The sequence below is a fragment of the Pseudomonas sp. P4_B3 genome, assembly GCF_056402295.1.
In genome coordinates, this window is record NZ_JBFUHR010000007.1 from 37,821 (window position 1) to 63,386 (window position 25,566).

The 25,566-nt window shown below is 59.7% G+C and carries 19 protein-coding genes; 3 read left to right on the forward strand and 16 right to left on the reverse strand.

What is annotated here, in order from left to right:
* The first annotated feature begins 8 nt into the window (after positions 1–8).
* Entirely contained in the window at positions 9–872 is an 864-nt protein-coding gene (locus AC1DWG_RS09000; protein ID WP_477762665.1) for an efflux RND transporter periplasmic adaptor subunit, read from the forward strand.
* Between the two features lie 40 nt (positions 873–912).
* On the opposite strand, the gene AC1DWG_RS09005 is transcribed toward AC1DWG_RS09000, so the two are convergent.
* The 3 genes from AC1DWG_RS09005 to AC1DWG_RS09015 all read right to left on the reverse strand — a co-directional run bounded on the left by AC1DWG_RS09005 (position 913) and on the right by AC1DWG_RS09015 (position 2,755).
* Positions 913–1,311 carry a DUF4440 domain-containing protein gene (locus tag AC1DWG_RS09005; RefSeq protein ID WP_477762666.1) on the reverse strand — a complete coding sequence of 133 codons (399 nt, stop codon included), beginning with the start codon at positions 1,309–1,311 and terminating at the stop codon, positions 913–915.
* A 120-nt stretch (positions 1,312–1,431) separates the two neighbouring features.
* Positions 1,432–2,256 (reverse strand): SDR family oxidoreductase, encoded by an 825-nt coding sequence (locus AC1DWG_RS09010; protein WP_477762667.1) that lies wholly within the window; start codon positions 2,254–2,256, stop codon positions 1,432–1,434.
* A gap of 34 nt (positions 2,257–2,290) precedes the next feature.
* The gene (locus tag AC1DWG_RS09015; RefSeq protein ID WP_108214937.1) at positions 2,291–2,755 is read right to left on the reverse strand and encodes a multidrug transporter; all 465 of its coding nucleotides are present in this window, start codon (positions 2,753–2,755) and stop codon (positions 2,291–2,293) included.
* A 329-nt stretch (positions 2,756–3,084) separates the two neighbouring features.
* Between AC1DWG_RS09015 and AC1DWG_RS09020 the strand changes: the two genes are divergently transcribed.
* A complete protein-coding gene (locus tag AC1DWG_RS09020; RefSeq protein ID WP_477787671.1) occupies positions 3,085–5,718 on the forward strand; it encodes an RHS repeat domain-containing protein in 2,634 nt (877 codons plus the stop codon).
* 121 nt (positions 5,719–5,839) lie between these two features.
* Here the strand turns inward: AC1DWG_RS09020 and AC1DWG_RS09025 are convergent, their stop codons facing one another.
* The 13 genes from AC1DWG_RS09025 to yaaA all read right to left on the reverse strand — a co-directional run bounded on the left by AC1DWG_RS09025 (position 5,840) and on the right by yaaA (position 24,138).
* Positions 5,840–7,291: a mannose-1-phosphate guanylyltransferase/mannose-6-phosphate isomerase gene (locus tag AC1DWG_RS09025; protein WP_477760623.1), complete on the reverse strand. Its 1,452-nt coding sequence runs from the start codon at positions 7,289–7,291 to the stop codon at positions 5,840–5,842.
* 208 nt (positions 7,292–7,499) lie between these two features.
* Positions 7,500–8,156 carry an alginate O-acetyltransferase AlgF gene (locus AC1DWG_RS09030; protein ID WP_477762670.1) on the reverse strand — a complete coding sequence of 219 codons (657 nt, stop codon included), beginning with the start codon at positions 8,154–8,156 and terminating at the stop codon, positions 7,500–7,502.
* A 14-nt stretch (positions 8,157–8,170) separates the two neighbouring features.
* Positions 8,171–9,346, reverse strand: coding sequence for an alginate O-acetyltransferase (locus AC1DWG_RS09035; RefSeq protein WP_477762671.1), 1,176 nt, complete (start codon positions 9,344–9,346; stop codon positions 8,171–8,173).
* An 11-nt stretch (positions 9,347–9,357) separates the two neighbouring features.
* Positions 9,358–10,923, reverse strand: coding sequence for an MBOAT family O-acyltransferase (locus AC1DWG_RS09040; RefSeq protein ID WP_477787672.1), 1,566 nt, complete (start codon positions 10,921–10,923; stop codon positions 9,358–9,360).
* Between the two features lie 207 nt (positions 10,924–11,130).
* The gene (locus AC1DWG_RS09045) at positions 11,131–12,255 is read right to left on the reverse strand and encodes a mannuronate-specific alginate lyase (RefSeq protein ID WP_477753205.1); all 1,125 of its coding nucleotides are present in this window, start codon (positions 12,253–12,255) and stop codon (positions 11,131–11,133) included.
* 8 nt (positions 12,256–12,263) lie between these two features.
* Entirely contained in the window at positions 12,264–13,715 is a 1,452-nt protein-coding gene (locus tag AC1DWG_RS09050) for an alginate O-acetyltransferase (RefSeq protein WP_477762673.1), read from the reverse strand.
* Between the two features lie 10 nt (positions 13,716–13,725).
* Positions 13,726–15,300, reverse strand: a complete 1,575-nt coding sequence (gene algG, locus AC1DWG_RS09055; protein WP_477762674.1) for a mannuronan 5-epimerase AlgG — start codon at positions 15,298–15,300, stop codon at positions 13,726–13,728.
* Positions 15,301–15,326: 26 nt separating this feature from the next.
* The gene (locus AC1DWG_RS09060) at positions 15,327–16,814 is read right to left on the reverse strand and encodes an alginate export family protein (RefSeq protein ID WP_477753208.1); all 1,488 of its coding nucleotides are present in this window, start codon (positions 16,812–16,814) and stop codon (positions 15,327–15,329) included.
* Complete coding sequence (gene algK, locus AC1DWG_RS09065; protein WP_477762823.1) at positions 16,811–18,190, reverse strand: alginate biosynthesis TPR repeat lipoprotein AlgK; 1,380 nt, start codon at positions 18,188–18,190, stop codon at positions 16,811–16,813. The genes AC1DWG_RS09060 and algK overlap by 4 nt, the downstream gene beginning before the upstream one ends.
* A 138-nt stretch (positions 18,191–18,328) precedes the next feature.
* Entirely contained in the window at positions 18,329–19,498 is a 1,170-nt protein-coding gene (locus AC1DWG_RS09070) for a PilZ domain-containing protein (protein ID WP_477762675.1), read from the reverse strand.
* A 36-nt stretch (positions 19,499–19,534) separates the two neighbouring features.
* The gene (gene alg8, locus AC1DWG_RS09075) at positions 19,535–21,016 is read right to left on the reverse strand and encodes a mannuronan synthase (RefSeq protein WP_437128365.1); all 1,482 of its coding nucleotides are present in this window, start codon (positions 21,014–21,016) and stop codon (positions 19,535–19,537) included.
* Between the two features lie 200 nt (positions 21,017–21,216).
* Entirely contained in the window at positions 21,217–22,533 is a 1,317-nt protein-coding gene (locus AC1DWG_RS09080; RefSeq protein WP_223459840.1) for a nucleotide sugar dehydrogenase, read from the reverse strand.
* 825 nt (positions 22,534–23,358) lie between these two features.
* Complete coding sequence (gene yaaA, locus AC1DWG_RS09085) at positions 23,359–24,138, reverse strand: peroxide stress protein YaaA (RefSeq protein WP_477753211.1); 780 nt, start codon at positions 24,136–24,138, stop codon at positions 23,359–23,361.
* Positions 24,139–24,382: 244 nt separating this feature from the next.
* Here yaaA and AC1DWG_RS09090 point away from each other — a divergent pair, with 244 nt between their 5' ends.
* On the forward strand, positions 24,383–25,507 hold the full coding sequence (locus tag AC1DWG_RS09090; protein WP_477762676.1) for a polysaccharide deacetylase family protein: 1,125 nt from the start codon (positions 24,383–24,385) through the stop codon (positions 25,505–25,507).
* Positions 25,508–25,566: the final 59 nt, after the last annotated feature.

Here is a 25,566-nt window from a genome sequence, read left to right on the forward strand (position 1 = left end):
ATGCCCCGATGAAAAAGTTTTTCAGCCTGCTCGCGACCTTGCTGGTGCTGGCCCTCGCGCTGTGGATCGGCCGCTCCTTGTGGGAGCACTACATGAACACGCCGTGGACCCGTGACGGCCGCGTGCGCGCCGACATCATCAACGTCGCCGCCGACGTTACCGGCGAAGTGGTGGACGTGCCGGTGCGCGACAACCAACTGGTGAAGAAGGGCGATTTGCTGATGCAGATCGACCCCGAGCACTACCGTCTTGCAGTCAAGCAGGCTCAAAGTCTGGTGGCATCGCGCAAGGCGACCTGGGAGATGCGCAAGGTCAACGCCTATCGTCGAGCCGATATGGACAACCTGGTGATCTCCCGGGAAAACCGTGACGACGCCAGCAATCTTGCTGACTCGGCCCTGGCCGATTACCAACAGGCCAAGGCGCAACTGGAAGCCGCCGAACTCAATCTCAAACGCACTGAAGTGCGTGCGGCGGTAGACGGCTATGTCACCAACCTCAACGTGCATCGCGGCGACTACGCGCGCATCGGCGAGGCGAAAATGGCCGTGGTCGACATGAACTCGTTCTGGGTCTACGGCTTCTTCGAAGAAACCAAGCTGCCCCATGTGCGCGTGGGTGATAAGGCCGACATGCAACTGATGAGCGGCGAAGTACTCAAGGGCCACGTGGAAAGCATCTCGCGTGGCATCTACGACCGCGACAACCCGGAGAGCCGCGAGTTGATCGCCGATGTAAACCCGACCTTCAACTGGGTTCGCCTGGCGCAACGGGTGCCGGTGCGCATCCACATCGATGAAGTGCCGGAAGGGGTGCTGTTGGCGGCGGGGATCACGTGCACGGTGGTGGTGAAGCAGGACAATGGTGCATGACAGGTAGACCGGTTCGGTCTCGCAGGCATAAGACAGAGGTTCACTCCTTGCAAAACGTCTCATGCAGATGCCGCCAGATCACCCGGCCATCGGCGTGTTTTTCAAACACCACCGTGGAGCGACGATCCGAGTGCAGTCCGGTCGCATCGGTCTGTTGTTCGCGGTAACTCACGGTCGCGCCGCCGTCGTACAACGCAATGCCACGCAACTCACTGAGCTCGATGCGGAACCCGAGTTTCTTGCCGCCCGCCAGCGTGAACAATTCTTTCAGCGCGTCAAAATCCAGCACCCGACCGAGCGGCGAGACCATGGAGAACTGCGGCGAAAAACGGGTCAACAGTTGTTCGAGTTCGGACGCGTCCCGCTCTTCGGCCAGCCATTGTTCGATGGCTACGTGGGCCTGGATCACTTCGTCGAAGTATTCGGTGTAGTCGGTCATGGAAGTCATTCCTGAAATTTTGCAGTGTCTGTTCTGACGCCATCGCGAGCAGGCTCACTCCTACAGGGAAACGCATTTCAATGTAGGAGTGAGCCTGCTCGCGATAGCGGCGACTCGGTTTCAGAGCTGCCCGCGCAACCCGAACCGCTTCATCAGCCCGGATTCGAGCAAACCCTTGGGTAACAAACTGGCCATCAGCGGCAATGCACGACTGCCATTGCCCAGGCGCACCAGTCGCGCAGGTTTGTTCTGCTGCACAGCCTTGAGCAATCCGGCGGCGAATTCACTGGCCGGGGTCGGTTTGTCCTGGGAAGCCCTGGCCCGGGCGCGAATGCCTTCGCGCAGCGGAAACCATGGCGATTGCTCACTGATCAGTTGCTCGGCTTCGTGCCCGGCATTCCTGGCGAAGCTGGAAGCGATGGCCCCCGGCTGGACTTCCATCACTCGCACGCCGAACGGCGCCAGTTCCATGCGCAAGGCATCGCTCAAGGCATGCACGGCGGCTTTCGAGGCGCAGTAGGCGCCGGCGAATGGCGTGACCAACACACCCGAAACGCTGCCGATATTCACGACCAATCCTTTGGTCCGGCGCAGCACAGGAAACATCGCGCGAGTGACGCCAACGACAGCGAACACATTAGTTTCGAACTGGCGTTGCATGGCCGGTACGCCGCCATCGAGCAGTGGTCCCATGGCGCCATAACCCGCGTTGTTGATCAGCACGTCGAGACCACCGCGCTCCTGGTTGATGCGGTCGCTCAACTGCTCAAGGGCAACACCGTCGTTTACGTCAAGTTGCACGGCGGTAAATCCGGCAGCGCTCAGCATGGCGACATCTTCGACCTTGCGCGCACTGGCCCAGACTTCATAACCAGCGCCCTTGAACGCATCGGCAAGGGCACGGCCGATGCCACTGGAACAACCGGTAATCAACGCAACGGGCATGGCGCATTCCTTGTGCAAAAAAATGGGGGAGGGATCAGTCGGAAAAACTACCCTGCAACCGCTCGGCGCGAAACTCCAGGGTTTCCGGACGGTAGCCAGGACGCAATGGCGGCAGCGGCAAGCAATCTTCCCAGTTGCCACCGGCCTGCAATTCGCCGGGGCCGCGATAGCGTGGGGCGGTGTATTGGTTGTCGGCCAGGTTCACCGTATCGCCCGGTGCATAAGCCGCCACTCGCCAGCGCAGCTCGGTTAGCGGCACGTCATTGCCGTTGTTCAGGGTCAATTGCAGTGGCCGATCGGCGGGACATTGCTGAGGCGCGTAGCTGATGCGCAACTCCAGGCGTTGCAGCTGCTTGAGTTCGCGGTGATCCATCCAGATGACCCAGGTGGCGACGATGCCCAACCCCGCGGCGGCGGCCATGGAAACGGGCAAGGCCTTGGCTGGATAGCGCAACAACAGGATCAGCCAGGTGATGACCAGCAGGACGCCGATGAACATGACGTAAATCTCGGGAATAGAGAGGGTCATCCTACCTAAGCGCAGGTGGGGTTGGCGATGGGCGGGGCGTGCCGATGGTACAGAAGGCCGTCTGTCGGCCCTGTAATTTCTGACAGTAGCGGGGCACTTGATCGACAGGCTTAGATGAGGGGAGTGATTCCGGAGCGGCTACAGTGCCAGCAACCCTTTCAATCCACCGCCACACCCCAAGCCTGACTGCAAGGGACCCTCGGGGGTTGCCAGTCCGCGCTGTGGGTTACTGGCGTGACATTGAAGGTGTGCCTCCTCAGGCACGGGTCAACCGTACGGTCCATGATTGGGCAGGGCGAGTGATTGCGCAGTGGGACCCGCGGTTGTTTCTGGACGCTTCGGCACCGGCCAATCTGCAAACGGTTTACGCCCTGTCCGGCGCGGTGTTGAGTACCAACAGCGTCGATGCCGGGTGGCGTGTGGCGCTGTCGGGTGAGGCGGGGCAACCGCTCCACCACTGGGATGGCCGGGACTCGCAGCGCTGGATGCGGTACGACACTCAACTGCGCCCGGTATCGGTGTTCGAGCAAGCCGTGGACGGCGATGCGCTTTGCACGGAGCGTTTGGGTTATGGCGCGAGCGATCAGGTCGCTACCGAGCACAACCAATGCGGGCAACTGATTCGCCATGATGACCCGGCGGGCACGCAGCGGTTTACCGAGTTCGGCTTGCACGGCGCGGTGCTGGAGCAGACGCGGCATTTTCTGAACGACCTGACGTTGCCGGACTGGCCCGAGTCGATAGCGGATCGCGAGTTGCTGCTGGAACCGGGCGAGGGCGCCACCACCCGTTCACAGGTCAACGCATTGGGCGAGGTCTCCCATCAGACCGATGCGAAAGGTCACCGCCAGTTGTTCAGCCAGACCCTCGACGGCCAGTTGCGCGCGGTGCGTCTGCAACTCAACGGCGCATCCACTCCGAAAACGCTGATCAACGCCATCGCCTACAACGCCCATGGCCAGACCGAACGGGAAGTCGCCGGCAACGGCGTGATCACCACGCAGGAATACGACGCGCAGAATGGGCGCCTGATCCGCCTCCAGGCGCAACGCGGCAACGAAGCCCTGCAAGACCTGCGCTACGCCTACGACCCGGTGGGCAATGTGCTGAGCATCGAGGATGCGCCGCAGCCGATTCGCTACTTTGCCAACCAGCGGATTGAGCCGGTCAATCGTTATGGGTACGACAGCCTCTCGCAACTGATCGAAGCCACCGGCTGGGAAGCGGGCGGCGCCAATAAGGGTCCACAGTTTTCGACTTTCGATGACCCTGCGCCCCGCGCCAACTACCGCCAGACCTATCGCTACGATGCGGGCAGCAATCTGCTGGAGCTGACCCACGAAGGTCCGCAAAGTCATGGCCATCGACTGGTCGCGGCGGCGCACAGCAACCGTTGCCTGCCGGTACTGGAAGGCGTTGACCCCGGTGAGGACGACTTCCGCCAAGACTTCGATGGCAACGGTAACTTGCTCAACCTGCAACCGGGGCAGGCCTTGGCATGGGACCTGCGCAACCAGTTGGGCGAAGTGCGGCCAGTGGAACGTGACTCAGGTACCAACGACCGCGAACGTTATGTCTACGGCGCTGACGGCATGCGCCTGCGTAAAGTCCGTGAGACCCACACAGATGTACGGACGCTGATCGCTGAAACCCGTTATCTGCCGAATCTGGAGCTGCGTAACCACAGTGGCATGGGCGAAGTCTTGCAGGTGATCAGCGTGCAGACCGGGCGCAGCAGTGTGCGGGTATTGCATTGGGAGTCCGAGCCGCCGAACGGCATGGGCAATGATCAGTATCGCTACCACCTCAACGACCACTTGGGCTCCTGCACCTTGGAGCTTGATAAGGACGGTGAAGTGATCAGCCAGGAGCGTTATCACCCGTTTGGCACGACCGCGTGGTTCGCCGGACGCGGGGAGGTAGAAGCGAGTTACAGAACGGTGCGTTATTCGGGGAAGGAGCGGGATGCGACGGGGCTTTACTACTATGGGTTCAGGTATTACATGGCGGGGTGGCAGCGGTGGTTGAACCCGGATCCGGCATCGGACGCAGATGGTCAAAATTTTTTTGCAGCAGTTACCAATAATCCGGTTAATAAAAAAGATGCTTATGGACTGGTAGGAGAGAGGTGGCAGCGTGCCATTTCCCTACTTTATCCTGAGACGCGTTCTGAATCCTTAAGTCATCCGATGTTAGGTAGCAAGCGTTCACCTCAGTATGCCGCCGAAAACATATCTGACCCATCACGGGTTACCGACAGCTCTCGGCAGTTCAGAGGGGTTGTATATTTTTCGGACGAAGAACGCCGGTTTCACACGGTTTCTATAATGAATAAACGGATTTATTCATTGACTTCTTTAGGTGAGAGCCAGCTATTAACTTCGTCAGCTGATATTTCTATTGGAGGGAAGTTAGTAACAGTGAAAACCCCTAAAACTACTACGGCGTTTGACTGGAAGCGCTCACAAATGAATTATGTGCTAGGTTGGGATGCTGACTCTCCAAATAATAAGCAGCTCGTGATTTACAAGCAACAAGACTATAAGTTTCATCATTCCAGCGCATTTGCAGGTGGCAGGGTGTTGGATGCTGGGATGATGACATTGTATAAGGGGCGTATCGTGTTTATAGAGAACAAAAGTGGTCACTATCAGCCTAATATGGAACAGAAAATTCATACGTTGCATTTCCTTCAAAGAAACGGTGTCGATTTTTCGAGTACATTTATATCCGATCGTATTCCAATGGTTCGTTCAAATCCGGCAGATCCCAATTCAATTCGCGTACCTGATTTTGAAGGGGAGCAGCTTTTTCGTGCTGACGACTTTTATAAAAAGCGTGGGCAGGGGGATATTTTTAAGGCGCCTGATTATAATCTCGACGAAGTAAGGTTGTTTACCAAACAAACACAAATATATTGGCCTTTCGCATAACATCTTGAAAACTCAACGTCGCAAGGCCGTCTCTGGTAGCAACAGAAAAAAAGCCCCCACCCAACCCACTGCGGATAGGGAGCGCAGCGGACTGGATGAGGGCTTCTTTAGTACCAATCGCTTACTGCGCGATAGTCTTCACCGCAACCCCACGCTCAATCGGCGTCGAGCGCCCGTAGATATCCTCAAACCGCTCGATATCGTCCTCACCCAGATAGCTCCCCGACTGCACCTCGATGATCTCCAACGGGATCTTCCCCGGGTTACGCAGGCGATGCACCGAAGCAATCGGAATATAGGTCGACTGGTTCTCGGTCAGCAGGAACACGTTCTCGTCACAGGTCACCTCGGCGGTGCCGCTGACCACGATCCAGTGTTCGGCGCGGTGGTGGTGCATCTGCAGCGACAGGCAAGCGCCCGGTTTGACCGAGATGTGCTTGACCTGGAAGCGCCCGCCCATGTCCACCGAGTCGTAGGAGCCCCACGGACGGTAGACCTCGCAGTGGTTCTGGGTTTCGCTGCGGCCTTGTTCGTTGAGGGTGTTGACCATCTGTTTCACGCCTTGGACCTTGTCCTTGTGGGCGATCATCATGGCGTCCTTGGTTTCGACCACGACGATGTTTTCCAGGCCGATCACCGACACCAGTTTGCCGTTGCCGTGGATCATGCAGTTTTTGCTGTCCTGGATCACCACGTCGCCTTTGGTGACGTTGCCGTTGGCGTCTTTTTTATTGACTTCCCACAACGACGACCAGCAGCCGACATCGCTCCAGCCAGCGGTCAGCGGCACGACGCAGGCGCGTTGGGTTTTTTCCATCACCGAGTAGTCGATGGAATTGTCCGGGCAGCAGGCGAAGGTGGCTTCGTCGAAGGTGATGGTGTCGGCATCCTGATGGCTGCGTTCCAGGGTCAGCAGGCAGGTGTCGTAGATGTCCGGATCGTGCTTCTTCAGCTCTTCCAGGAAGCGGCTGGCGCGGAACAGGAACATGCCGCTGTTCCAGAAGTAACCGCCGGACTGGACGAACTCGGTGGCGCGCTTCACGTCGGGTTTTTCGACGAAGTGCGAGACGCGGCTGACACCTTCAGGCAGCAGCGAGTCGTTGGTCGACTTGATGTAGCCATAACCGGTTTCCGGCTTGGTGGCCGGCACGCCGAACAGCACCATTTCACCGTTTTCGGCGGCGACGGTGGCCAGGGCCAGGGCGCGTTGCAGGGCCTTCTGGTCTTCCAGCACGTGGTCGGCCGGCAGTACCAGCATCAGCTCGTCGCGACCTTCACTGACCAGCATCATCGCAGTCAGGGCCACGGCCGGCGCGGTGTTGCGACCGAACGGTTCCATCAGGATGCGTTGGGTTTCCAGTTTGCGCGCCGCTAATTGCTCGTTGACGATGAAGCGGTGGTCCTTGTTGCAGACCACGATTGGCGAGTCCATCCCTTCGAACACCAGGCGTTCCAGGGTTTGCTGGAACAGGGTGTGTTCGCCGGTCAGGGCCAGGAACTGTTTAGGGAATTGTTTGCGGGAAAGCGGCCAAAGACGTGAGCCACTACCACCTGACAAGATCACCGGAATCATGTTGTTACTCCTTGAATATCGATTGGTTAGAGCTACTGCGTTCTGTCGTTTCACTCTTGTTTTTGTTCCGTGTCGCAGGGGTTGCGCTGCCTGTGCAGGAGCTGCCGAAGGCTGCGATCTTTTGGCGTATTCAATGACGCTGAGAATCAAAAGATCGCAGCCTGCGGCAGCTCCTACAGAGATCGACGTTACCTCTGCGGAAAAATCATTAGCGCGTCGACACCGGGCGTTTCACCCAGACCGGCGACAGGCTGCTGCCGCTGCCGGTGACGTACAGCACCGCGGCTTCACCGCGTTCCAGGGCGACCGGTTTTACGTCGCCGACTTTGGTTGCGCCGTCATACAGCGCCAGGCTGACCTTCACCGGGTTGATTTCACGTTCGCCACGGCCTTTGGCTGCCACGTTCGGGACCACGTCGGTCTTGCCATCGGCGGTCTTCAGGGTCAGCGCCTTGTCGCTGAGGTTTTGCATGCGTACCAGGGACTTCTGCTTGTTCTTGAACGGCGGCTCTTCGATCAGTTGCGGTGCGCTGCTGGCGTTGTTGACCAAGGTGTAATAGTGGTCGCCGGCCAATTTCACCGGCAGGCTCTGGCTACCGACCTTGGCGCTGTAGTCGCCGCCCGGCATGAAGCTGAAGTCACTGCTGGACAGTGGCGCGACGTCGCTCAGGTTGGTGCTGCCGACGGTGGCGCTGACTTCGGCGTTGCTGGCGTTGTAGATGCGCACGAAGGTCGAGCCTTTCGGTGCGGTCGGGCCGTACAGGGCGGCGTCGCCACCGGCGAAAGCCTGTACCGACAGCACGCTGAGGCCGGCAACCAGGGCAAAGCTTTTAGCGAGACGACGAGGAGTTGTAGTGAAAGTCATGGTGTACCTCTCTTTCAGTTTTGCGCCCGGTCGGGCGTCTCGGATTTGTTGATGTTGGCTACGTTTTGTTGGCGGGCGCCGGCTTGTTTAAGCTCTGCGACCCACTGCGGGTCGGCGTCGCCGATTTCGTTGTTCACGGGCAGATATCGTTCAGGGAACTCCCAGATCAGCACCTGTGGCGGGCTGTTCTTGAAGGCATCGCTTTTCAGGTAGCTGAGCATCGGCAGAATCGGGCCGTGGCCGTCTTCGGCGTAATTGACCACGTCGCTGTGCAGCGCCTGCTTGAGCGCGCCGACGAAGTTCCAGTTGGGGTTGGCGCTGTAGCTGGTGCCGATCAGGGCCACCGGCACTTCGGTGTTGGCGAACAGCGCGTCGTCGCCGGCGGGCTGATCTTCTGCCGCGACCGTATTGCGCTTCTGCAAGGTTTCTTGCTTGGGCATCAGGTTTTCGAACAGCGGGTCCAGTGGCAGGAACAGACGCAGGTCGCCCTTGTGGGTGACGGTTTCCGCAGGTTCGGTGACGAAGCGCTGCGGCTCGCCGCTCAGCGGATACTTGTCGGCGATGGTTTTGGCCAGACGGTTGGCAGCGATCTCGGCGCCTTGCGGCGTCCAGTGGGTGTCGGTGCGCAGGAACACTTGCTGGCCATCCTGCTTGGCCTGTTGCAGCGGGCCGAGCAGGTCAGGGGCCGGAATCCGGTCGGCGGCCAGGCGCTGGTGGAAGTCCTTGTAGAGGTTGGCGTGGATGCTCGCCGGTTTCACTTCACCGAGGTGTTCCGGGTACAGGCGCACCTTGGCCGGCACCACCGCCATCACCAGTTGCACGCCTTTTTCCTTCAAGGTCTGGCGCACGCCTTCGACCAGCGCGTAGTTGCCTTGCAGGTTCAGCTCTTCGTTGACCACCGGGTGGAATTCTTCATCGCTGTACAACCACTGGTCGCGACCGAGCACCACGCCCGGACGACCTTCGTTGAACAGTTTGAAATCCAGCGCGGCCCAGAGGTTGGTGCCCAGGCGCTTGATCGGGAACTCGTCGTCGTAATGCGTTTCCACGGCCTTGGTCCAGCGACCGTTGAGCACTGTCGCATCGGCGTTGGTGCTGAAGCCGAAGAAGCTGCGCACCGACCACAGACCGAGCACCAGCAGGGTCACCAGGAACAGCGCGATGTAGAAGATGCGTAATGAGCGGGTCATGGTCAGATCCCTCAGAACTGGAAGTAAAGGAACGGCGAGAAGCTTTGCGCCGAGAGTTTGAGAATCGAGGCGATGAACAGCAGCAGCACCAGCGCACGCATCACGTAGCGCGACCAGTCAGCGGTCCAGTAGGCCGGTTGCACCTGGGCTTCGACGCCGACGGTGTAGCCTGGCTGGTGAATGTTTGCCGGGTTATCCCCAGGCACGGCCTTGATCGTTCCCGGTGTCGCAGCGGCCGGGCCGTCGGCGTCGATGTTCACTGCAGGCTTGGTCTTCACCGGAGGCTGATTGGTGTAGAAATCCCGCAGGCCGAAGAACGCCAGGGTCACGTAAGCCACGATCAGCGTTGCCACTTGCAGGCCGGTGAGGCTGGCCTGGTTGAGTTCCGACAGCGACCAGTCACCGAAGCTGAACATCGCGCCGTACATGCGCCCGGCGACGTGCAGGTTTTCCGCGCGGAAGATCACCCAGCCCATCACCACCAGCAGGAAGGTCGTCACCCAGCGGATCGGGTTGAAGCTGCGTGGAGAAGTATTCAGGCCGATGGCTTTTTCAATCGCCAGCCACATGCCGTGCCACGCACCCCAGACGATGTAGGTGATGTTCGCGCCGTGCCACAGACCACCGAGCAGCATGGTCAGGAACAGGTTGCGATAGGTCATCAGCGTACCTTTGCGGTTGCCGCCGAGGGTGATGTACAGGTAGTCACGCAGCCAGGTCGACAGGCTGATGTGCCAGCGCCGCCAGAACTCGGTGATCGACTGGCTGACGTAAGGCTGCTTGAAGTTTTCCATGAAGCGAAAACCCATCATCAAGCCCAGGCCGATGGCCATGTCGCTGTAACCGGAGAAGTCGAAATACAGCTGCGCGGTGTACGCCAGCGCGCCGAGCCAGGCATCGCCCGTGGTCGGATTTTGCAGGGCGAAGCAGTGGTCGGCCACCACCGCCAGGGTATCGGCGATGAAGACTTTCTTGATGAAACCCTGCATGAACCGCGTGCAGCCCTCGGAGAACTTGTCGAGGGTGTGGGTGCGGTTGTTGAACTGGTCGGCCAGGTCGCGGAAACGCAACACGGGGCCGGCGATCAGGTGCGGGAAGATCGCCACGAACGCCGCGAAGTCGATCAGGTTGCGGGTCGCCGGGGTGTCGCCACGGTAGACGTCGATGATGTAGCTGATGGACTCGAAGATGTAGAACGAGATCCCGATCGGCAACAGCACGTGGGTCAGGATGAATGGCGAAAGACCCACCGACGTCATCATCGCGTTGATGCTGTCGACGCCGAAGTTGGCGTACTTGAAGTAGCCGAGGATGCACAGGTCGACGGCCACGCCGAGCAGCAGCCAGCGCTGCGCCGGTTTGGTCCTGACCCCGGCGGCACCGACTTTCAGGCCGATCCAGTAGTTCCACAGCGTAACCGCCGCGAACAGTGTGAGGAAGTCCACACGCCACCAGGCGTAGAACACGTAGCTGGCAATCAGCAGCAGCAAATTGCGATAGCGTTGCCCGCTCAGGTAGTACAAGCCGAGAAAGATCGGCAAGAACAAAAACAGGAACACGTTGGACGAAAAAACCATCCCGATCTCTCCTTGTTTGAACCAACAGTCAAGGGCCAACGGCCCCCCCAAACCCCCCACAGAAATCCGGGGGGTAACTCACAAAACTCACTTTCGACACCGACCCTGTAGGAGCTGCCGAAGGCTGCGATCTTTTGATCTTGATCTTTAAAAGCAGGATCAAAAGATCGCAGCCTTCGGCAGCTCCTACAGGGGGTTGTGTCTGGTCTAGGAACCTTTGCTGCCCTTTTCATTGGCCGGGTCGTAGACCTTGGTCAGGTCACCGCCGAGGCGGAAGGTCTTGAACGGTTGCATCTTGTGCTTCTTCGCCAGCACCTCCGGCGAGCAGGTGTAGAGCGAGCAGAACGGTTCGAGCCAGGCGAATTTCATGTCCTCCTTCAGGTCGGTCATGTCCTGTTCCTTGCCGTTCTTTTTCTCGAACTGGTCCGGGTCTTTCACCCCGGACAACACCCGGTCACCCAGGCGTTTGAGCGCGCCGTTGTTTTCCTGGCGCAGATCCACACCGTTGACCTGGGCGAAACTGGCGATCATCGCCAGCGGCGGCAGGGCGTAGTTGTGGTAGGCCAGCGCCCTTTGCTGGCGCTTGAGTTCGTTGGGCAGGTAGCCGTCGGCGTCGACCTGGCTGGCGCCGACCTTGTATTCCTTAACCGCCCAGTCGAACAGGTCGCGGCGGTTGGTGGCGACGGAAGTGGCCATCACCGACCAGGCGGCCCAGTACGAGTGGTTGTTGGTCTGGTCGAGCGGCAGGTTGTCCCAGTCGCTGACCACCTGGTCGGCCATCTTGCTGAACCAGGCTTCGATCAACTGCGCTTGCTGTTGATGGGTGGCCAGCGGGTGGGAGTCGGAAAACTTCAGGCGGATGTACGCCGAAGCCATGCTGCCCAGCGCCCATTTGCGCATCGACTTGCCGGTGTGGTTGAAGTCCTTGGACATCAAGGCATCGGCCTGGGCCCAGGCCGTCAGCCAGCTCAACGTGCATTCCAGTTGTTCCGGGCGGCCGTCACGCATGAACTGCATCACGCGCTTGCTGGTGCCGCGCTCGATCTTGGTGATGTCGGCGGTGCTTTCGCGGAAGGCTTTTTCCGACTGCACGTTCAGGGTCGCGCGGGACTTGTCCGAGCCTTCGTACTTGCTGCGAAATTGCAACGAGCCGGTGTACGGCGTCGGCATTGCATCGCAGCCTTCGCTCTTGTCGCCCGTCTTGAATTTATCCACAGGCGCAAAATAGCCCTGGGGTGGACGCAGTGGCGCAGCCGCTTGCGTGGCCCCGGCGAACATCGCCAGGCTCAAGAGCGTCGGTGCCAACAGAGTTGAAAATTTCGGATAGCGCATAGCAGACCTCATTGCCCGACCGAAGCAGTACGCTGTTCGGCGCCCGGGAATACGTTGCGTTTGCAGATTTTCGCTTCGACTTTCTGTGGCGCGGCACCCGCTTGTTCCGGGCCCTGGACTTCAACGGCCAGCAGGTTTTGCGAGGCCCAGTCTTCGTCCGTGCGCAACTCGAAAGCGAAACGCCCGTCAGTCTCGGAGGTTTCCGGTTTGTCGATCTTGATGTCCTCGTGGCGACCGTTCATGTACCAGAGGGTGGCTTGCAGGGTTTTCACCGAGGTGTCGGCGAAACGGATGTCGACCTGATGACTACCGTTGCGCAGGTCCATGTTCTTGCTGTTGACCATCAACTCGTTTTTGCCCGGCTTGAGCGTGGCGCTGCCGGACATCTGTGCATCCTTGCCTTCGCAACCGTTGTCCAGCAGCGCCATCATCTGGCGGTAGATGGTTTCCTGGTCGAGGCGGTACAGCGGCGAGAATTCCCAGATGAGAATCTTCGGCGGGTTTTTCTGGAACTCGTCGCTGCCCAGGTACTGCAGCATCGAACCTTCCAGGCCGCCGCCGGGGAACGCTACGTTGAGGATGTCGGCACCGATGGCCTCTTCGAGGAAACCGGAGAAGTTGTAGTTCTTGCCGCTGTGGGAGGTACCCACGAGGGTGATCTGCGGGTTGCCGGAATCGCCGAACAAATCGCCATCGCCCGCTTCGCCCTTCGGCTCGGTGGTGAACTGATCCATGTACTGGATCGCGTAGCTGGTGCCACAGAGTTGACCGGCCATGTTGTGCAAGGTTCCGGTCTTGCCCATGCGACCCGACTTTTTGGTCTCGAATTCGCGCTTGGGAATGTCGGCGAATTCAGGCAGCTGCTTGACCTTCTCGGCGACGATTTTCGCCGTGCGCTGGGCGCCGTACGGGGTCCAGTGCTGGTCGCCACGGAAGTAGAAATCGTGGGCGGGCAGGGTGTCGGGCAACGACTCGTTGGTCAGTGGCGACAGGTCCGGGACCACGTAGCCCATCTGCGCGAAACGACCGAGCATGGACTTGTAGTTCTGCAGCGCCTTGTCGAAGTCGAAGCTGGCCTTCTCCGCCGGGTTGAGCTTGTTGCGGTTCACCAGGCCACGGGTCGGCTGGTACACGACAACCAGTTCCACGCCTTTGCTCTTGAACGCATCGTGCAGTTGTTTCATGCGTTTGTAGCCGGCGGGCGTGGTGTCGAATTCGGTGCGCAAGTCTTCTTGCGTACGGAACAACCAGTCACCCTGGGCCTGCACCAGCGTGGTGAAGTTCTGCTGGTAACGGGTGGTGTAGTTCTTCGGATCGTGGGCGGCCGGGCACAGGCTGCAGCACGGTTCCGCAGTGAAGCTGGGTGCTTTGACCTCATCGGCGCGAACACCACCGCTGGCCGCGAGAATGCCGGCGGTCAGGGCCGACAGGCTGAGTAATTTGATCAAGTGTGGGTGCATAAAATTATCCTCAGTCCCGCATTTCGGTCTGGCGTTCGACAGGGTCGATCAGCACGGCTTTCTGCTGGCGCACCAGCAGGTCGAGAATTTCATCCTGGCGCTCGCCGAGAATCCCCGAAAAGCTGATGCCGCTGGATTTGGTCGGGGCGAGCATGGACACGCGATACAACTCGACACTCAGCGGCGAGTCGATGGACAGCGGCCCGCTGCCGTTGGCCGCCAGTTCACCGCCGACCACGATCAGCGATACCTGGGCGTCGAACGGGTCGAGCTTGATGTCACGGTCGGTGTTGCTCAGGTCCTTGATGTGCCCGTAGACACCGGTCAGGCCGTTGGCCATGGCGACGTTTTCGTACAGGCGGATGTTCACGCTGTTACGAATGCGGATGCCGTGGCGCTTGTTGCTCAACACGCGGTTGCCCCACAGCAGGTTGTCGGCACTCTCGTAGAGGGTGATGCCGTCGGTGTGGTTCTGGTAGATCTCGTTGTGGGCAATCAGGTTGTTGACGCTATTACGGTCGATCACCAGCCCTGAGAGGTGGTTGTCGTAGCTGCGGTTGTTGAAGATGAAGCTGTCGTTGACCTCACGGGAAATAATGATCCCGTGCTTCTTCTTCGTACCAAACACCGTGTTGTCGGCAATGATCAGGCCGTGGGAACGGTCGTGCGGGTCGATGCCGTAGACGATGTTGTCTTTGTAGGTGTTGCCCTTGACCACGAAGTCGCGGGTTTCATAGCAGTAGAAGCCGTACCACATGTCCGAGAATTCGGAGCCGACGATCCAGCCGGTTGGCTCAGGACGCTTGAGCACCTTGGCCATGTTCGGCGTGTATTGGGAAATACTCACGCCGTAGGACTTACTGTTGGCGTAACCGAAACTGGCGATCTTGCTGTTGGCGATGTAGGTCTCGGTGCCGCCCCAGGACAGCAGGAACGGACGGAATTCCTTCGGCGAAGTGAACGTCGCCGGGCCGTTGTCCTTCTCGCGCCAACCGGTAATTTTTGTGTCACGCACAAACAACTGGCCGTCGTTGACCAGGAACGCACCGGCCTCCTGGGACAGGCGCAGTTCCTGGGTCTGCTTGTCGATTTCCAGAATGCCGTGACGACCGACCACGATCGGCAACCGCGAGAGGAACACACCCGGCGAGGTTTCGCTGAAGTACTGCTTGGGGATTTTTTTCGCCAGGTCCTTGAGGTTCATGTAGCCGTCGTCGACGAAGATCGCCTGTGGGATGCCGTGCTGACGCACCACCCACTCGGCCATCTTGTTGTCGCCGCCGATGAAGTCCTTCAGGGCGTCTTCCTGCATCATCCGGCGCAGGCTGATCTTGCCCGGTTTGCTGCGCACGATCTTCGCGGCGATGGCTTCGGCTGTGTAGCCGGAAACGTCCGGCAGTTTCGGCGTGGCCAGTTCCAGCGGCGCGGTCGGTGCGCTGCTGACGGTGTAGGTCTTGGCCTGTTGCAGTTCCTTGGCCGTGGTTACCGGCTTCGCCGGTTCCACATTGGCGAAGGCAGTCGCGCTGGCCAGCAGCATCGCGCCGGCCAACAGGCTGATCGAGCCTTTTCGGGCTGGATGATTCATCTGGGAGACTCCCTTCGCAATGTGCATCAGAAGCGCCAGATCACGTCGATGAACGCGCGGTGCATGTACGAATCGACTTCCTTGCCGTACGCATCGCCTGGCTTGAACACGCCACCACGGAAGCGCACCAGGGCCGAAGGCTCGTCGATCGACTGGCTCAACGCCGCCGGCAACAGGCCTTGCTTGAAGTACTTGGTGACCACCAGGTCCATCTCCTGACCGAGGTCTTTCTCGCCATCGTTCAGCGGCAGGGACGTGGTGGAAAGAATTGCGCCGGTGGCATCGTCGGTGTTGTTTTCGACGGCGTTGATGCCATTGCTGCCGACCGGTTTGTTGCCGTCGACGCGCCAGAATTTGTGGTAGATCAGGCTGGCGTCGTATTCGTCGTTGAGCATCCACGAACCGAACAAAGTCGCGGTCTGCATGTTTTGCATTTCGCCACGGAAGGCTTCGCCGAAACGGTGAACCCGCGAGCGCGTACCGGTGTAGTTCGAGCGGTTGCTTTCCAAGCCGTTCTGTTCGTACTCGGCGCTGGCGCGGGCATAGGCGGCACCGACTTGCCATTGCGGATCGAGGCGCAGACGCACACCCAGGTCCGTGGCCCAGCCATTAACGTTGCCGCTGGATTTGGCTTGTGCCGGAGCGGTGCCATCAGCGTTCAGCGGGTTGACGATGTCGCGGTCGCCGCTCATGCCGGTGATGCTGCCCCAGTAATTGACTGTGTTGGTGTTGCGCCAGTTGTAGGCGTCGCTGTCGGCGGTGAGGCCGAGCCAGCTGATGTCGCCGTTCTGTTTCTTGTCCAGCGAATCCGCCGGCACACCTGGCTCCGGGAAGTCGAGCTTGCCGTTGTCGTGGGTGTGATGACCGCGAATGCCGACCCAGTTGCCCGGTGTCCACTGATACGACGCATCGGCGTAGGCGTGCAGGCGATCCTTGTCTTTCGGGGCGAGTTCCGTGAGGTCGGTGCGGTACTCGCTGAAACGTTCGGCGATCCCGACGTTGGCGCGCAACAGGGTTGTGTCGAACGTCCAGTTCAGGGCTTCGATGTTGGTGTCGCGCCATTGGCCGTCGGCGTTGTGCAGGCGTTGGCGACCGAGCTTCAACTGCTCGCCCGGATACGGAGTGAGTCCGCTGTAGCCGACCCAGAATTCGCGCATGGCCAGGTAGTTTTTCTTGGTCTTGCGATCACCGTTGTCGGTGGGCGTGGTGCCATCGCTGGCGGTCCCTTGCAAGGTGTCCGTCTCGATGATGTCGGTGGCCGTCACGGCTTGCCCCATGGCATAGGCGCTCCACGCGCCGCTTTCGCCATAGATCCATGGACGCAAGTCGAGGCCGACGCCGTTGACGTCGCCACCGCTCTTGGTACCGAGGTCACTGTCGTCTTCGGATTGGCCGGTAACCTTCACCTCGAGGCCAAAGTTCTTGGTCTCAGTCATCGCAGCGAGCGTCGGGCAAGACCAGATCAGCGCGAATGTCAGGCCGATGCCGGCCTTCATGAATGGATTCAACTTCATTGGGATTCCTCGCTGACTTCTTCTTGCAGGGTGTGCAGTTCCGGCGTGTTCGGGCTCAGGGCACCGCGCACGGCCTGTTCTTGTTTCAACAGGCGTTGGGCTTCGGCCAACCGGTCGGGCGGCAATTGCGTTTGGATTGTTTGCGCAAGCTCGGTGGCTTGCGGAGTGTTCTGGGCCAGGGCCAGTTGGCTGAAGACGTAGGCGTTCAGCGGATCAGGCTTGGTGCCCTTGCCCTGGGAAAACAGTTGGGCGATGGCAAAGTCGGCGCTGTTCTGGCCGTTGCGCGCAGCGGTCAACAGGTGGTCGAGGGCTTTCTGCGGATAGACCTTGCCCAGGTAGCCACGGCGATAGATCTGACCGAGGTAGTAATCGGCAGCGACTTCGCGGCCGACGGCTTTCTGGAAATGCTCTTCGGCGACCTTGGCGTCAGCCGGCACCAGTTTGCCTTCGAAGTAGAGCTTGCCCAGCAACAGTTCGGCGCGGGGCTGGTCGGCGGCGCGGCCGTTGTCCAGGTACTTCATCATCTGGTCGACGTCGCCCAGTTCGGGGAAGTCGTAGAGCAGTTGCGCGAGGCTGACCCACGACGCCGGGTAGGCCGGTGCGATCGGTTCGAGCAGCGACTGTGCAGTTTTCTCGTCGGTCTTGCCCAGGGACGCATCGGCGAGCACACGGGCAACGCTGTCGACGCGCTGCGCCGAAACGCTGCCGCGGGCATGCGCCGCTTGCATCTGCTTGATCAGCTCGGCCTGTTGCTCGGGCTTGGCCTGTTTCTGATAGACCGTTGCCAGCTCGACGTAGCAGATGTCGCTGGTGTTGAGTGCGGCCTTGCAGATTTTTTCCACGTCATCCAGATGCTGGTCGTAGGTGCCCTGGGTGCGATAGAGCAGCACCTGCGCCAGACCGGCTTCCGGTTTGTTCTCGGCACGCCATTGGCTGATCTGCTGTTGGGCGTTCACGTTGGGAAAGCTGTGCGGGTATTGCAGGTACAGCATCGCCAACGGGATCAACGTGTTGCCTTCGCCCGCGGCGGCGGCTTTTTTCAACAGGGTTTCGGCTTCGTGTTGTTCCGCTTCGGTGGAACCTGGCTTGGCCACCAGCAGACGACCGAGGCGTGCCTGGGCGCGCGGCGAAACGCTGGCCGCGGCGCGGTAAGTCGCCTCGGCCTGTTTCATCTGCGCCGGGTCGCGACTGTCGACCTGGATATCGGCCAGGCCGACCTGCGCTTCGCTGTAGCCCAGGTCTGCCAGTTGCCGGTAGTTCTGCGCGGCGGTGGCGGTATCGCCACGTTTGAGTGCTTCGTTGGCCAGGCGCTGGTCGGGCAGGCCGGCGCAACCGGCCAGGCTCACCGCCAATGCCACTGCACACAGAGACCCCATGTAGGAGCGAGCCTGCTCGCGATGCAGGCAACTCGGTACATCAGACAGACCGCGCGGATCCCATCGCGAGCAGGCTCGCTCCCACAGGGATTGCGGTGTGTTCGAGATTTTTGTGATGGTCACAGGCATGTCCTCGACTTAAAGACCGACAGCCATGGCTTTGTCGATCAGCCAGTTCAGGTTCGGGCCACGGTCGCTGTTGACTTCCACCGGGCGGCCGGCGAGGGAGCTGTCCAGGGTTTCGTCCGGCTGGATCAGCACGCGGATGTCCGAAGACAGATCGGCGCTTTTCAGGCTGGTGCTGCTGACGATCTTGCCGGTGCGGCTCTTGTCCTCGCCGGCGATCTGGAAGCGCACCGAAGTACCCGGGCGCACGTCGCCGAACTGGCGATAGGAGAAGCGCGCTTCAACATTGGCTTCGCTGTTGCGCGGCACCAGTTGGAATATCACGTCGCCCTTGCTGGCGTACTGACCGTTGGCGACCATTTGCTGGGCCACGGTGCAGTCGCAAGGCGAGGTCAGGGTGCCGGTCATCTGCTTGCCGAACAGTTCTGCAACCTTGGCCGGTTGCAGTTGGTCTTCGTCCAGATGGCCCTTGAGCACGTCGAGCATGCTGGTGCTAAAGGTCGCCAGTGGTGCGCCCTTGGCGGCCACGCCGTCGGCTTTCACCAGGCTCTGCACGGTGCCGTCGCGGGGCATGGTGATGTTCACGCCCGGCACGCTGACCAGACCGGCCTGGGCGTGGCTGACGAAGTACATGCCGTACACCGATTTGAAAACAAAGCCGAATGCAGCCAGGCCGACAACGAAGATCCCCAGGCTGAAGGTCACGGCTTTCATGCGGCCGAGCGCGGACATGCCGTGGCCGCCGTCCTTGACCTTACGCGCCTTGGTGAAATTGTCGCGCTGCAGGGTCGCCAGCATTTCACCCACGCTGACGATGTCGCCAGCCAGGTGCGAAGTGATCAGGTGGCGCAGGGTCGAGATGTCCCGTGGTTCCAGGTTCTGGAACTGGCAGCCGGCGCGTCCGGTCTCGCGATCGAAGGAGCGGACCTGCAACTCGACGTCCATGGCCAGGCCGAGGTTGTCGATGAGGAATTGCAGGCGGGCCTTGTACACGTCACCGATCTTCAGCGGCAATTGACCGGCGTTGAATGCCAGGCCACCGGCGGACAGGTCGATCACCCGGGCTTCGACCGGCGTCCGGTCAGGGCCGAAGAAACGCAACTTGGCCGGGATTTTCACTCGGGCGTGTTGGCGCTGGGCTTCGGATTCGTGCACTACGTTGGCGTTGACGGCGGTATTCATAGGGGGCGTTTTCCTAGTTAATTCAGGCGAGTTCGGTCAGACCATCAACAGCAGCACGGCGACAAAAATGCTGCCGGCAGAGAAGGTCATGGTCCGAGACGACCAGGTGTTGAACCAACGTTGAAAGCTGGCGAGATCACGGGTCAGAGAAGTGGGCTGGCGAGTCCAGGACTGTTGATCGAGGCGGAAGAACACGTAGATCTTCACCAGCGCGCCGACGATCTGGTTGTAATAGAGAATCGCCGGGTAGGCCGGGCCGATCCGGTGTCCGGAGCACGACAGCAACAAGGTCAGGATGAACCGGGTGATGCCGATCCACAGCAGGTACACCAGGATGAACGCGGTGCCGTACTTGAAGCTGGCGATCAACGCCACGGTCAGGCCCAGCAGCGAGGTCCACATCGACACGCGCTGGTCGAACAGCACCACCGAAGTGAACACGCCGAGGCGTTTGATCCCCAGGCCCAGGGCACGGGAGTTCTGCCGCAGGTTGTTGCCGTACCAGCGGAACATCAGTTTGCGGCTGGCCTTGATGAAGCTCTTTTCCGGCGGGTGTTCAACGGTGTTGATCGCCGCGTCGGGCACGTAGAACGTGTCGTAGCCCAGGCGCATCAGGCTGAACCAGCTCGACTTGTCATCGCCGGTAAGGAACTTGAAGCGACCCAGGCGCCAGTGTTGCAGCGAGTCGCTTTCCACGTCGGCGATGAAGTCCGGGTTGGTGACCACGGTGGCGCGGAACACCGACATGCGGCCGGTCATGGTCAGCACGCGCTTGGACAAGGCCATCGAGCACATGTTGATGTGGCGCTGGGCGAAACGCAGTTTGTGCCATTCGCTCATGATGTAGCCGCCGCGCACTTCGCAGAACTCGTTGGTGGTCAGGCCGCCGACGTTGCCAAACAGCTGGAACCACGGCACGGTCTTGAGCACCACGCCTTCAGCCAGCACGGTGTCGCCATCGATCACCGCGACCACGGCGCGATCATCCGGCAGGTGCCGGGAGATGGCGCGGAAGCCATAGGCCAGGCCGTCGCGCTTGCCGGTGCCGGGAATGCGCACGAAGTCGAGCTTGACCCGGGACGGCGGGTTCATCCGGTTCCACAGGCTTTTGACCAGTAGCTCATCGGACATTTCCACGATGGAGCAGACCACGGTGGTCGGCAGGCCGCAGTCGATGGCTTCGCGGATCACCGAGCTGTAGACCTGCGCAGTGGTCAGGGCATCGATACGGAAACTGGTGACCATCAGGAATACATGGGACGGGTCAGCCGCTTTGCCCAGCTTGCGCACTTTGCGTCGCAGGTACGGGTAGACGATGTACAGAAAAATCATGCCGCGCACAAAGTGCGTGGCACCCATCGAGTAGCGCCAGATACCCACGGCGCCAATCAGGAAAATGAAGTCCTTCGACTCGGAGTCGAACGTGGACACGGGCAACGCCATGGCGAGGCCCATCAGTAAACTCAGGTAGAACAGCCAACCGGCGGCCTGGAGTAGGCCGTGTTTTAGCCTGTGCATAATCTGCATCCGTCTCGATCTCGGGCGAGCCTTTGGGGTGGCCCGATGGGGTTAAGGCAGGCCTGTGAAAACTGGCGGCACCCGCTCTGGATGACGCCAGAATCCCTGTAGGAGCTGGCGAAGCCTGCGATCTTTTGATCTTCAGCTATCACGCCGGCGCCAAAAGATCGCAGCCTGCGGCAGCTCCTACAGATACCGCGTTACCAGCAGATACCTTCAGTCCGGCCAGTCACGCTGGTGGCCTTGGACATGAAACCGACCAGGTCGATCACTTGCTTGCCGTGTGGAACGTCCTGCACCAGAGCGCGGAACTTCTCGTCGCGGTTGCCGAGGATGATCACGTCGGAGTTGTTGATCACCGCGTCGAAATCGGAGTTGAGCAAGGACGAGACGTGAGGGATCTTCGACTCGATGTAGTCCTTGTTCGCACCGTGAACACGGGCGTATTCGACGTTGCTGTCGTAGATACTCAGGTCATAGCCCTTGCCGATCAGCATTTCCGCCAGGTCGACCAGCGGGCTTTCGCGCAGGTCGTCGGTACCGGCCTTGAAGCTCAAGCCCAGCAGGGCGACTTTGCGTTTGTCGTGGCTGGAAACGATGTCGAAAGCGTTCTGCACCTGGGATTCGTTGCTGCGCATCAGCGAGTTGAGCAACGGGGCTTCCACGTCCAGGGAGCCGGCGCGGTAGGTCAGGGCACGCACGTCTTTTGGCAGGCACGAGCCGCCGAAGGCGAAGCCTGGGCGCATGTAGTACTGGGACAGGTTGAGGGTCTTGTCCTGGCAGACCACGTCCATCACTTCGCGACCGTCGACGCCGACCGCCTTGGCGATGTTGCCGATTTCGTTGGCGAAGGTGACCTTGGTGGCGTGCCACACGTTGCAGGTGTACTTGATCATCTCGGCGACGGCGATGTCCTTGCGGATGATCGGTGCGTCGAGCTCTTCGTACAGCGATTGCAGAACGTCGCCGGAAGCCTTGTCGAATTCGCCGATGACGGTCATTGGCGGCTGGTCGTAGTCGGCGATGGCGGTGCTTTCGCGCAGGAACTCAGGGTTCACGGCCACGCCGAAATCAACGCCGGCTTTCTTGCCGGAGCAGTCTTCGAGAATCGGGATGACCACGTTGGCCACGGTACCCGGCAGCACGGTGCTGCGCACGACGATGGTGTGGCGGGTGGTCTTGTCACGCAGGACAAAACCGATTTCGCGGCACACTGCCTCGATGTAGTTCAGTTCCAGATCACCGTTCTTTTTGCTCGGCGTGCCCACGCAGATCATCGACAGGTCGGTGTCGCGAATCGCCTCGGCGAAGTTGGTGGTACCACGCAGGCGACCGGTCTGGATGCCCTGGGCCAGAAGTTCACCAAGGCCCGGTTCAACAATCGGCGATTTGCCGGCATTAATCATATCGATCTTGTCTTTGGCCACATCGACGCCAACGACGTCATGGCCCCGTGCAGACAGGCAACCGGCACATACTGCGCCGACGTAACCCAAACCAAAAATGCTGATGCGCATCGCAATTACCTCTCTGTTATCAAGCCTGTATACATCAAGCCATTAGATGGCCGGAGTTAATGGTGTTCAGCGTGTTTTAGTGCACTCGCAAGTGTGCCTTACAGGCACAGCAATGCCGTGTGCTGGCATATAAGTTACGAGTGTCTAAATAAATGCACTCAAGGTGTGCGCAACTAGGCCTTGTTGTTATGATTTGCCCTGTTATGCAGCCGATCCTCCTGTCGGAAGGATGCAGGTGCAACGGCCTTGCACGCTTGATGTCAGGCCGAAAGCCCGTGGATCAAGCGGTTGGGTGCTCGGGTGAGCACGTTTATAGGGGCGCTGCCGTGGCCTTGTAGGGGATAGTCATACCGCGTTATCTCCTGTCCGATTGCTGTTGTCCAAATCAGTGATTAGTCAGCGCAAGTTAGTGTTTCAACTTCGCTACGTGAATCGCTTATCTGCGTAAGTTATCTCGTACACGCTCGGCGAGAATCGTTACCGGTGGTATGAGCGGCGCGTTTGGACATAGTTCCAGTCCGCTCATCGTGAAATCTGAAATTTCTTGAAATATTGAGAAAGGTGGCACTGCTCTCAAACTGATAGCACTTGCCGTTTCGCCCTTTATATATAGGCGGATCATTGGGCGGGATATTTTTTTGCCACTACTGTTAAAAAAAGTCAGTGCCACTACGCAAAAAAAAGATCGAAGTCGAGTGAAACTAAAGTTAGAAAATTGGGCGATGTATTTTTGGCGCCATAAATATGGCGAAAAGGCGGGGAAGGTTGAAGTGAGTCAAGGGTCGGCGCACGAGAGTTGTGGAGGTCATGCGCCGACTGGGTGCATCACTCTGGTGCGTGATCGCGCAGAAACACCAGATTGTCCGGTTTGGATTGTTCGGTGCTGTAGCGATAGCCTTGAACGTCGAACTGCTTGAGGGTGGCCGGGTCGTTGATGCGTTCTTCGATGACGAAGCGGCTCATCAAGCCGCGAGCCTTTTTCGCGTAGAAGCTGATGATCTTGTACTGGCCGTTCTTCAGGTCCTTGAATTCGGTATTGATGATGCGCGCGTTCAAGGCGTTGCGCTTGACCGCCGAGAAGTACTCGTTGGACGCCAGGTTGAGCAGCACGTCATCGCCTTGATCGACCAGGGCTTCGTTCAGCCATTCGCTGATGCGCGTGCCCCAGAAGGCATACAGATCCTTGCCCCGGGCGTTGGCCAGCCTGGTGCCCATTTCCAGGCGGTAGGGTTGCATCAGGTCCAGCGGACGCAGCAGGCCATAGAGACCCGAGAGCATGCGCAAGTGTTTTTGGGCGTAGTCGAAATCGGCTTCGCTGAGGGTTTGCGCATTCATGCCGGTGTAAACGTCGCCCTTGAACGCCAATAGAGCTTGCTTGGCGTTTTCCGGGGTGAACGCGGGGGTCCAGCTGCCGAAGCGCGCGGCGTTGAGCCCGCCGATCTTGTCGGAGACGTGCATCAACTCGCTGATCTGCGCCGGGGACAGCTCACGCAATTGCAGGATCAACTCCTGGGAGTGGTCGAGGTACTGCGGCTGGGTGAAGCGCTGGGTCGCCGGCGGTGTTTCATAGTCGAGGGTCTTGGCGGGTGAAATCACCATCAGCATGAAGTCGTCTCCTTTAATCGTGGCGGCGATTCTAGGGGGTTGTTCGTGTTGACTCCAGCTATGAGCGTGATAGGTGATCGGAGGTGTCATGGGGCAAGATCGCAGCCTCGCTTCACTCGACAACTCCTACGGGACCAGGTTGGCTCAAAAATGGAATCGGATCGCGTAGGAGCTGCCGTAGGCTGCGATCTTTTGATCTTCCCGGGATATAGTGCCGCGCGGGTTTTGTTATGGAGACATCCCATTGCGTATCGCTTTTCTCATCTCGATCTGGCTACTGAGCTTCGGCGCCCTCGCGGCACCGGGCGATGTGGCAACGCTCGATCGCAGCACCTGGCCGGAAAAACTGGGTAACCCGACGCTGTTCGACGTGGCGTCGAGGGCCGAGATCCTCATGTTTTCCAGTGTGCTGTTGGCCAGCGAGTCGCTGGATGAACCCGCCCTGGCCCAGCGCCTGGGCTTGCGCACGATCAATCTGGAGTCGGTCAACCGGGTTCGCCAGCGTCTGTGGCAACGGCTGCTGGCCAACTACAACTTCGCTCAACAGAGTTGCGACCAGGATGCCTCCTTCTGTTTCCTGGTCGAAGACATGCCGACCTTGCGCGAGCAGGCTGCCAAATTCCAGGTAGGCGCAGACAGCTACTACATCAAGTGGGCCGAGCCGAGCCGTGTGTTCCACACCCAGTACCTGGACGAGCAGTTGCGCAAGGCCGCGCTGTTCCCGCAAACCAGCAGCGAAGTCGATCGTTTCGGCGACTATGAGCGCAGCGGCGACGAGATGCATGACCGGCTGTTTCTGCTGACTTTCGACAGCGCTGCCAATGCCGCGCCGGATAACACCGCCTGGGTCACCGAGTACCTGCGCAAGTCGAACCTGAGCGGGACATTCTTCGTCCTCGGCAAGGACATCCAGGCCCGTTTGGCCGAGCATTCGGTGAGCAACCTGCAGTCAACCTACTCGACCCAGTGCATTGGCGTTCAAGGCTGGGAGTTCCGCTCCCACAGCCACTGGCAGGACTGGCAGGACTCGGTGCGCCGCAGTGCCGAACTGGTCAAAAGCAAGCTGCCGGAGAACTACGTGCCACTGTTCCGCCCGCCCGATGGCCAGCGCCGTTCCGATGCCGAAGGCTTCTTCAAGGCTCAGGGGCTGCAGGTAGCGCTGTGGGACATCGACGCCCTGGACGGCGCCGGCAAACTCAAGGGCAACCCGAGTGCGCAACGGGTGCTGACCCTGATGCTGCTCTGGCGGCACGGGGTGATCAATTTCAATGTGAAGCAGGATGGGGTGAAAACGGCGTTGCCGTGGCTGGTCACGCAAACGGCGCCTGTCGGAATCGGCTGGGAAGATTGCCAGGATGCGTTTCGCTGAAAACGACAAAACCCCGTAAACATTGGGTTTATGGCGATTTTTGAAGGGGATTCGCTGCA

Bases quoted from the DNA above. Each gene is read 5' to 3' on its own strand.
- AC1DWG_RS09050 (WP_477762673.1), bottom strand. From the start codon at position 13,715: ATGCACCCACACTTGATCAAATTACTCAGCCTGTCGGCCCTGACCGCC.
- AC1DWG_RS09035 (WP_477762671.1), bottom strand. From the start codon at position 9,346: ATGACCCGCTCATTACGCATCTTCTACATCGCGCTGTTCCTGGTGACC.
- AC1DWG_RS09060 (WP_477753208.1), bottom strand. From the start codon at position 16,814: ATGAAGTTGAATCCATTCATGAAGGCCGGCATCGGCCTGACATTCGCG.
- AC1DWG_RS09025 (WP_477760623.1), bottom strand. From the start codon at position 7,291: ATGATTCCGGTGATCTTGTCAGGTGGTAGTGGCTCACGTCTTTGGCCG.
- AC1DWG_RS09040 (WP_477787672.1), bottom strand. From the start codon at position 10,923: ATGGTTTTTTCGTCCAACGTGTTCCTGTTTTTGTTCTTGCCGATCTTT.
- alg8 (WP_437128365.1), bottom strand. From the start codon at position 21,016: ATGCACAGGCTAAAACACGGCCTACTCCAGGCCGCCGGTTGGCTGTTC.
- algK (WP_477762823.1), bottom strand. From the start codon at position 18,190: ATGGGGTCTCTGTGTGCAGTGGCATTGGCGGTGAGCCTGGCCGGTTGC.
- AC1DWG_RS09045 (WP_477753205.1), bottom strand. From the start codon at position 12,255: ATGCGCTATCCGAAATTTTCAACTCTGTTGGCACCGACGCTCTTGAGC.
- AC1DWG_RS09000 (WP_477762665.1), top strand. From the start codon at position 9: ATGAAAAAGTTTTTCAGCCTGCTCGCGACCTTGCTGGTGCTGGCCCTC.
- AC1DWG_RS09015 (WP_108214937.1), bottom strand. From the start codon at position 2,755: ATGTTCATCGGCGTCCTGCTGGTCATCACCTGGCTGATCCTGTTGTTG.
- AC1DWG_RS09005 (WP_477762666.1), bottom strand. From the start codon at position 1,311: ATGACCGACTACACCGAATACTTCGACGAAGTGATCCAGGCCCACGTA.
- AC1DWG_RS09030 (WP_477762670.1), bottom strand. From the start codon at position 8,156: ATGACTTTCACTACAACTCCTCGTCGTCTCGCTAAAAGCTTTGCCCTG.
- AC1DWG_RS09010 (WP_477762667.1), bottom strand. From the start codon at position 2,256: ATGCCCGTTGCGTTGATTACCGGTTGTTCCAGTGGCATCGGCCGTGCC.
- AC1DWG_RS09070 (WP_477762675.1), bottom strand. From the start codon at position 19,498: ATGAATACCGCCGTCAACGCCAACGTAGTGCACGAATCCGAAGCCCAG.
- algG (WP_477762674.1), bottom strand. From the start codon at position 15,300: ATGAATCATCCAGCCCGAAAAGGCTCGATCAGCCTGTTGGCCGGCGCG.
- yaaA (WP_477753211.1), bottom strand. From the start codon at position 24,138: ATGCTGATGGTGATTTCACCCGCCAAGACCCTCGACTATGAAACACCG.
- AC1DWG_RS09080 (WP_223459840.1), bottom strand. From the start codon at position 22,533: ATGCGCATCAGCATTTTTGGTTTGGGTTACGTCGGCGCAGTATGTGCC.